The following is a 7,574-nucleotide window of genomic DNA, read 5'->3' as shown; positions in this document are numbered from 1 at the left end:
GTGACACGTCAGCGTTCACGCAGTATGACGGACAGGTTTTCACGCCGGCCCATCATCAGCGGCTGGTCACCCGGCTACAGGAGATTCATCAGCAGACCGGTTCACCGGTGGTGATTTCCTCCGGGGATACACCGCTCAGCCGGCAGCTGTATGGGGCGTTTAACCTGAGCGCGCAGAATGTGAACCGTTCCGTGTCGGCAGACGGCCGTGCAAGAGTGGCGGTGAGTGAGCTGACCGGTACCCTGTACTGAGCGTGTTGTGTTTGCAGTGAAACGTATGCTTCCGGTGAACTCATATTGACAGGTCTGATGAGGCCAGTATTTCCTACAGTTCACAATAGCTGATGCCATATTTGCAGTACCAGCCTACAGCCCCGAGGATGATGTCTCGCTGAAAATACCGGCCTTTAAATACGCTCATGGGTGCGTCACTGGCGAAGATGGGAAGAAAGTTTATCAGTGCAGCGATCTTTGCAACAGTGCCATTTTGTCAGCATGCGGGAAAAGTGATTGAGATCGGCCTCTGTTTTGAGGCCTTTAGCCAGTCCCGCCGCAATAACTCTAAGCTTCTTGTCGTCTATAATTTACCTGTCTAAGCTGTTGAATGGACATATCAAAAACAGGAAATGACATAATTTTAATTGCAGTTAAACAGATTATATCCCAGCTCTTTTGCTACAGAAGCCACCATTTTTTGTCCTCTGACACTATTACCCGCCTCATCCAGAGGTGGCGAAAAAGCTGCAATACCCATCACACCGGGAACAACCGCAACAATCCCACCGCCAACACCACTTTTACCGGGTAAACCGACACTGTAAGCCCAGTCTCCTGAACTACCATACAAGCCTTCCATCATCATCTCGGCCAATATAGGGGGAACATTTTCTTTTTTCAGTATTCGTTGCCTGCTGAGAGGATTAATTCCCCCTGATGCAAGCGTAGCGCCAAGTGTCGCAAGCTCAATAGTATTGATAAGTGTAGAACACTGACGTGTATACACATCGCAGGCATCCATGGGGTCGCTATACATTGCTCCGGAAGAATACAACAACCAGGCAATAGCACGATTATGAAAATTTGTACTTTGTTCCGACTGGTTAACATCATCAGATAAGGCGATGCCCTTACCCGCGAGATTACGTTGCATCGTAAGTATTCGTTGCCATCGCTCCTCTTTATCGATGGCATCAATCAGGCTCACTGTCGACATTGCTCCAGCATTAACTAGTGGCGATAATGGCTTACCGTTATGCAACTCCAGCGCTAATACAGAGTTAAAGGGAAGTCCGGTAGGATCTGCCCCGACTTTTTCGTGGAGAACGTCAGAACCAACATCCTCCAGCGCCAGTGCCAGACTACACACTTTCGAAATAGATTCTATTGCAAAGCGATATTCACTATCACCGCAGCTCACTATCTGACCATCATGCGTCACGACTGCCACCGCCACCAAAGATGAGGGGACTCCCGCCAGGAAGGGGATATAATCAGCATTCTTTCCACCTTCCAGAGCAGCATAATCTGAATGTGCTCGCGTTACTGCCCCTCTGATAGTTCGTGCATTGAATTTCATCATTTTCCTTCCTGTTCTAATGAGATGACGTTTTCGTCACAACATCGCTGGTGTGTACGGATGAATTCGTCTGAATTCCGGGATGTCCGCCTTCAGCCTGCCAGGTGAAAGGGGCAAAATCGCTGTTTTCATCCTTCCAGTGTGGTTTGCGGAATCGATAGATAAATAATGGCAACGCACAGAAAAACAATGTCAGGACAATCAGAATGGAAACATATGCTTCAGGGCTTCCGACCGCGATTTGCGATGGCGGAATAAAACTGAATACAAACGCAAGAAGCGAACCAATAAGTCCTGCACCACCAATAATCCACATACCCATATCGCCGCCGGGTATACGATAAGGACGAGGCCGCGCAGGTTGACTGTAACGCAGATAAATGGCAGCACTGAACATCAGGATGTACATTATCAGATACAGGATAACTGTCAGCTGGCTCATTATCTGATAGGCAGCCTGAACAGAAGGGAGGACCACAAACAAAATAGCAAGGAACGAAACAATGAGCGCCTGAAGCAGCAAAATGTGCGTGGCCATATCATTTTTGTTGGTATGCTGCCACCAACGCGGCAAATAGCCAGCCCTTGCAACAACAAGTAAACCGGAACTTGGTCCACCTACCCACGTCACTACACCAGCAAGCACACCAATAGCCAGAGCACCGGCAAGAACCGGTCCAAGCCATTCCATATGCGCCCAGCGGAACATATCATCAAAAGCCACCAGTAAACTTTGTGTCAGATTTATATCGGATTGCGGGATAATAAATGCAATGGCTAACGTTCCAAAAACAAAAATAGCCACAGTTCCCAACGCCGCCAACATGATCGCTATTGGGTAATTTCTTTTCGGATTATCAACCTCTTTAACGTGAATGGCATTCATTTCCATACCGGCATAGAACAGGAAAATACTTGCCGCCAGAACGATGTTGTCAAAGTGGGTAAAATCGGGAATGACTTCATCCCAGGAAAGTGTTATTTGCGATGCCCCTCCCCAGAGAAGATACGAAAACCCCAGAACAATTAATATTATGGCTGGAATGATTGTGCCGATAATCCCTCCCCAACGAGAGACTTTTGCGAATGTACCCACGCCTTTGAAAGCAATGAATGTTGCCAGCCAGTAGACGCATAAAACAATAGACAGTACGAAAAATTTATTGGTTGATAATGCCTGGTCCCAGCTCTGATCCGGGCCAATAAATGCCAGTGATACAGCCGCAAATGTCAGTGCTGTAGGAAACCAAACGGTAACCTCAATCCACAACATAAACATGGCCAGAAACGCCCAGCGGGGACCAAACGCCTCCCCTACCCAGCGAAAAACTCCGCCTTTCTCCGGCCAGCCTGTCGCCAGTTCGGCTGCGACAAGCGAAACGGGAATGAGGAAAAATACAGCAGCGAAAAGATAATAAAAAATGGAACTCAGGCCGTATACCGCTTCGGCAGGAAGACCACGTAAGCTTACAACAGCAACGATATTCATTACTGCCAGCGTGAGAAATCCCAGTTTTTTCGTCTGTCGCGAAGTACTGCGTGTTGTTGCGTCAGTCATAGTGATATGTCCAGGTTATTTGCAGATGCCGTTCAGGAATGATTGAAGCTGTTTTGGCAGGCTGAACCTGTTGCGTGAGAATTCTCTGCTAACCAGGTCAGTGCGTTACGGAAGTCTTCCAGCATGAGTTCAGCGAAATCCATTTCAAATCCGCGTCGACACATAATGCGCATGACAACAACATCAGACATCTGACCATTCAGCGCGAATGCTGGTATTTGCCAGCCGCGTAAACGCAGACGCTCTGAGAGATCGTAGAGGCTGTACTTCCGTGCATCACCTTCAGGAATGCGGAAGCATACGGCAGGAATCCCCTGTTGCGGGTCACCAGAACATATAAACTCAAAGGGGGCGAGCTTGTTAATCTCGGCGGCTAAATACTGTGCAACCTGATAACTGGCAGTATGAATTTTGTTATAACCTTCACGTCCAAGACGCAAAAACTCATAATACTGGGCGATAACCTGCCCGGCAGGTCGGGAAAAATTAATCGCAAACGTGCCAACTTTTCCCCCCAGGTAATCAACGTTAAATACTAAATCATCTGGTAATGCCTGCGCATCCCGCCAGATAACCCAGCCGCAACCTAACGGTGCAAGTCCAAATTTATGTCCGGAAGCGCTTATAGATTTCACTCTTGGCAGACGAAAATCCCAGACAATATCAGGCGCACAGAAAGGCGCAAGAAACCCCCCGCTGGCCGCATCAACATGTATATCAATATCCAGGCCCGTACGGGCCTGGAGTTCATCCAGAGCCTGACTGAGTTTATCCGGCATCTCATAATTTCCTGTGTAGGTTACACCAAAGGTCGGTACAACACCGATAGTGTTCTCATCACAGGCGGCGATCATGCGCTGTGGATCCATAAACAAATTGCCTGGCTCCATAGGGATCTCTCTAATTTCGACATCCCAGTAACGCGCGAATTTATGCCAGCAAACCTGTACAGGTCCACAGACGATATTGGGTTTATCTGTTGGTTTTCCTTCAGCCTGTCTTCTGGCACGCCAGCGCCATTTCATGGCCATCCCACCGAGCATGCAGGCCTCTGAAGAACCAATAGTATTAGTACCGGTAGCCTGTCCCTCCGGTGGAACAGGGGCGTTCCACAGGTCGGCCATCATATTGACGCATCGCATATCTATGGCTGCTGATTGCGGATATTCCTCTTTATCTATCCAGTTTTTATTGATCGATATATCCATCAACTTATGTACATATTCATCATCCCAGGTCTGACAAAATGTCGCCAGATTTTGTCGGGCATTACCATCCAACATCAGCTCATCATTAATGATCTGAAATGCAATATCATCACGAATCTCCTGATTCGGAAAATGATGAGATTCTGCAATAGTATTAATAGATGGAGTACCAAATCTTGAATCAAGATACTCTCTATTGTTAGAGTTTTGTTTTTTCATAACAACTCCTTGGTATTGATTTTGAGATTTTTTTACTACAAACAAGAATACAGATTGATAAAGTGCAAGGCTAATTTAAAACTGATACACAAGGCCAACCGCAACTATATTATCAGTCGCAATGCCATTTTCAGAATAAAAAGCATCATTAGTATCCAAAAGATTTATCTGGTAATCCACATACGTGGATATATTTTTATTCCAGTGATATGTCGTGCTGACATCAACATATCTGACGAGATATTTTTCATCACCATATGGAGAGTGGGTTTTTTTAGCATGCGATGCGATATAAGAAAGAGCTGGTCTTACCCCTGAGTCAAACTGATATTGTAGGGTAACTTCGATATTACGTGTTTCTCCTGCCACTCCTCCTCTGTCGTTACTGTCAACAATCCCATAGGTTGTCATATTTCGTGTTTCAGCATACATAGCTGCCATATAAACACGATTAGCATCATATTTCATACCTGTTGACCAGGCTCTGGATTTATCTCCACTGCTGAACTGAACATTATGGTTATGCTCTTCTTTCTGTTCTTTTGTTCTGTCTGAGACAGCCAGAGATGCCGCAATGCTGATACCCATTTCAGAATCATAAGAGAGAGAGCCACCATAACCTTCGCCATTTTGTCTGGCAAGCGCCGGGGCAGAACAGTCCCCACAGTCCGATGAGTTATCATTTTTTCCTTGATATTGCAGACCGATATTTAAACCTTCCACAAGACCGAATAAATCTTTATTACGATAAGTCAATACCCCATGAGTACGCCCGGTCATAAACACATCTGATTGGGTATAAGAATTACCGCCAAATTCAGGTAGCATGTCTGTATATCCCTCAACGTCATACAGAATGCCATAATTTCTGCCGTAATCAACAGATCCCCATAAATGATGCTTTAGTCCAGCATAAGCCAGACGTGTCCACGCATTATCGCCAGTATCTTCTGTCTGATTTGTCAGAATGTTATATTCCCACCTTCCATAGCCAGTCATTTTGTCGTTTATTTTTGTTTCCCCTCTGAACCCCATGCGAAAATAACTCATGTCACCACCTTCTGATTTTTCATCAGAAAAATACCGAAGGCCATCTACTTTGCCGTACAGCTCAAGTTTTGCTTTGTCTTTATAAAAGATTTCCGTTGCATTTACATTGAAAACAACAAGTAAACAACCAGAGTATATAAATTCTTTTCTCATGAAATTCCACTTCTTTTGATGCTTAAGCTGATCTTTTATATTCAAATATTAAACACACACTTAACATTTCGCAAGAATAAGAAAAAACCATGTGTCAAGATATGGTTCTCAACATCATGATTTAACTGAAATTAAAGAGGGTAATGATTTCACAACCAGGAATTAATTATTAATTATAGTTTTTTAAGTCTAAGGATTTATTCTGTTCCGAAACAGGGAGTGCTCAGTAAACGTCTCCCTACCTCATCCTCGTCCAGTTGTTGTTTCAACTGAGACTCAAGATCTTTAATCTAAAAAAATAAGATAATGGTAATGCTGTTGTAATTTCGGTAATAACTGGCTGAGATAAAGAGACAAGGGCACTGTTGCAAAGATCGCAACGCTGATAAAATTTGCTGTCTTTCTCACCAGTGACACTAATCATGAACGTATTCAAGGGCCGGCATTTCAGTCGTGACATTATTCTGTGGGCGGTACGCTGGTACTGTAAATACGGCATCAATTATCGTGAATTACAGGAGATGCTGGCCGAACGCGGTGTCAGCGTCGACCACACCACGCTTTACCGCTGGGTTCAGCGGTATGCCCCTGAAATGGAGAAACGTCTCCGCTGGTACTGGCGTCAGCCTTCCGGGTTTAGCTCATGGCATCTGGATGAAACTTATATCAAAGTTAACGGAAAATGGGCTTATCTGTACCGCGCAGTCGACAGCAAAGGTCGTACTATTGATTTTTATCTCTCCTCACGCCGAAACAGTAAAGCCGCATACCGCTTTATGGGAAAACTCCTTAATAATACGAAACGCTGGCAAATTCCACGGCGGATTAATACCGATAAAGCACCGACATACGGGCGGGCACTGGCGTTGCTGAAGCACGAAGGAAAATGCCCGCCGGAGGTGGAGCACCGACAGATAAAGTACCAAAACAACGTGATTGAGTGCGATCACGGCAAGCTGAAACGGATAATCAATGCCACGCTGGGATTTAAATCCATGAAAACGGCTTACGCCACGATTAAGGGCATTGAAGTAATGCGTGCACTACGCAAAGGTCAGGCCGAATCATTTTACTTTGGCCATCCTCTGGGCGAGATGCGTCTGGTGAGCAGAGTCTTTGAAATGTAGGTCTTTATTATGAGGCCGGAGTCTTGTCCAACTTCATATTTGCAACAGTGCCTACTGACGTAAGTCATCCTCAACGAAGGTACCGGACTCCAGTTTCAGCGTATTCAAATCGCACAGTGCGCGTAATTCAGCCGGGAGATGTAACATCATGAAGTCACGGGCCACATCGGGATTAGCCAGGAACTGGCGAAATGTCGCGTCATGGGGTGTGGGTGTACCTGGTTTCTTCTTCATCAGTCCTGGGCTCTGAGAAATGACCCGGATATGTTATCACAGCCCGGAAAAAGCTAATATTGGTGGTGAACGGAATTGCCATTCCTTAAGGGAGCGGTGCCGGGGTGGTTCGGTCTTGTAGTGGATCAGCCTTCTCCGGAGCCTGATGTCCTGTTTCTGCAGGCCCGTCCCGGCGGTACTGCGTGACAACATGATTATCCTTCGAAAACCGTCCTTCCCCGGGCGGGACAATAACGTCAGGTCATTTTTCCCGGACTGACGTTTTATATGATGCCGGACAATGTGCAGAACGCGCCGGTTCATTATTCTCGGCGTCTGACATGATTTACCGTGACCGTCTTCCGGTTACGGCGCGGAGATATATCCTGCCCGCGAAACGGACTGCCGTAAAACAGCCATCCTCCGGCTCACACGCGCAGACCGGGTGTACGGCTCTGCAGGCTGTCAGAG

5 protein-coding genes and 4 pseudogenes are annotated in these 7,574 nt (G+C 46.2%); 2 read left to right on the top strand and 7 right to left on the bottom strand.

What is annotated here, in order from left to right:
• Positions 1-251, top strand: a pseudogene (locus tag ACU8YC_RS24430) (DNA adenine methylase); the annotation flags it as partial.
• 76 nt (positions 252-327) lie between these two features.
• Here the strand turns inward: ACU8YC_RS24430 and ACU8YC_RS24425 are convergent.
• From ACU8YC_RS24425 to ACU8YC_RS24400, 6 genes and pseudogenes are all read right to left on the bottom strand, one after another.
• A pseudogene (locus ACU8YC_RS24425) lies at positions 328-420 on the bottom strand (IS6 family transposase); the annotation flags it as partial.
• A gap of 216 nt (positions 421-636) precedes the next feature.
• Positions 637-1,575: a glutaminase A gene (gene glsA / locus ACU8YC_RS24420; RefSeq protein WP_446895895.1), complete on the bottom strand. Its 939-nt coding sequence runs from the start codon at positions 1,573-1,575 to the stop codon at positions 637-639.
• Between the two features lie 16 nt (positions 1,576-1,591).
• Positions 1,592-3,133, bottom strand: a complete 1,542-nt coding sequence (gene gadC, locus ACU8YC_RS24415) for a putative glutamine/gamma-aminobutyrate antiporter GadC (protein ID WP_370608240.1) — start codon at positions 3,131-3,133, stop codon at positions 1,592-1,594.
• 32 nt (positions 3,134-3,165) lie between these two features.
• Positions 3,166-4,560 (bottom strand): glutamate decarboxylase, encoded by a 1,395-nt coding sequence (locus ACU8YC_RS24410; protein ID WP_370608260.1) that lies wholly within the window; start codon positions 4,558-4,560, stop codon positions 3,166-3,168.
• 75 nt (positions 4,561-4,635) lie between these two features.
• Positions 4,636-5,763: a porin gene (locus ACU8YC_RS24405; RefSeq protein WP_446895894.1), complete on the bottom strand. Its 1,128-nt coding sequence runs from the start codon at positions 5,761-5,763 to the stop codon at positions 4,636-4,638.
• A gap of 203 nt (positions 5,764-5,966) precedes the next feature.
• Positions 5,967-6,120: pseudogene (locus ACU8YC_RS24400) on the bottom strand (hypothetical protein); the annotation flags it as partial.
• A gap of 65 nt (positions 6,121-6,185) precedes the next feature.
• Here ACU8YC_RS24400 and ACU8YC_RS24395 point away from each other — a divergent pair.
• Positions 6,186-6,890 carry an IS6 family transposase gene (locus ACU8YC_RS24395; RefSeq protein WP_446895893.1) on the top strand — a complete coding sequence of 235 codons (705 nt, stop codon included), beginning with the start codon at positions 6,186-6,188 and terminating at the stop codon, positions 6,888-6,890.
• Positions 6,891-6,947: 57 nt separating this feature from the next.
• On the opposite strand, the pseudogene ACU8YC_RS24390 reads toward ACU8YC_RS24395, so the two are convergent.
• Positions 6,948-7,124: pseudogene (locus ACU8YC_RS24390) on the bottom strand (Rpn family recombination-promoting nuclease/putative transposase); the annotation flags it as partial.
• Between the last annotated feature and the right edge of the window lie 450 nt (positions 7,125-7,574).

It is taken from the genome of Citrobacter sp. VF227 (assembly GCF_052950715.1).
Note: the sequence above shows the minus strand (reverse complement) of the source record. Positions and strands in the feature narration are given on the sequence as shown.

What these genes read in the sequence shown, in the direction of transcription:
- glsA (WP_446895895.1), bottom strand. Translation starts at nt 1,575, where the DNA reads ATGAAATTCAATGCACGAACTATCAGAGGGGCAGTAACGCGAGCACAT.
- gadC (WP_370608240.1), bottom strand. Translation starts at nt 3,133, where the DNA reads ATGACTGACGCAACAACACGCAGTACTTCGCGACAGACGAAAAAACTG.
- ACU8YC_RS24410 (WP_370608260.1), bottom strand. Translation starts at nt 4,560, where the DNA reads ATGAAAAAACAAAACTCTAACAATAGAGAGTATCTTGATTCAAGATTT.
- ACU8YC_RS24405 (WP_446895894.1), bottom strand. Translation starts at nt 5,763, where the DNA reads ATGAGAAAAGAATTTATATACTCTGGTTGTTTACTTGTTGTTTTCAAT.
- ACU8YC_RS24395 (WP_446895893.1), top strand. Translation starts at nt 6,186, where the DNA reads ATGAACGTATTCAAGGGCCGGCATTTCAGTCGTGACATTATTCTGTGG.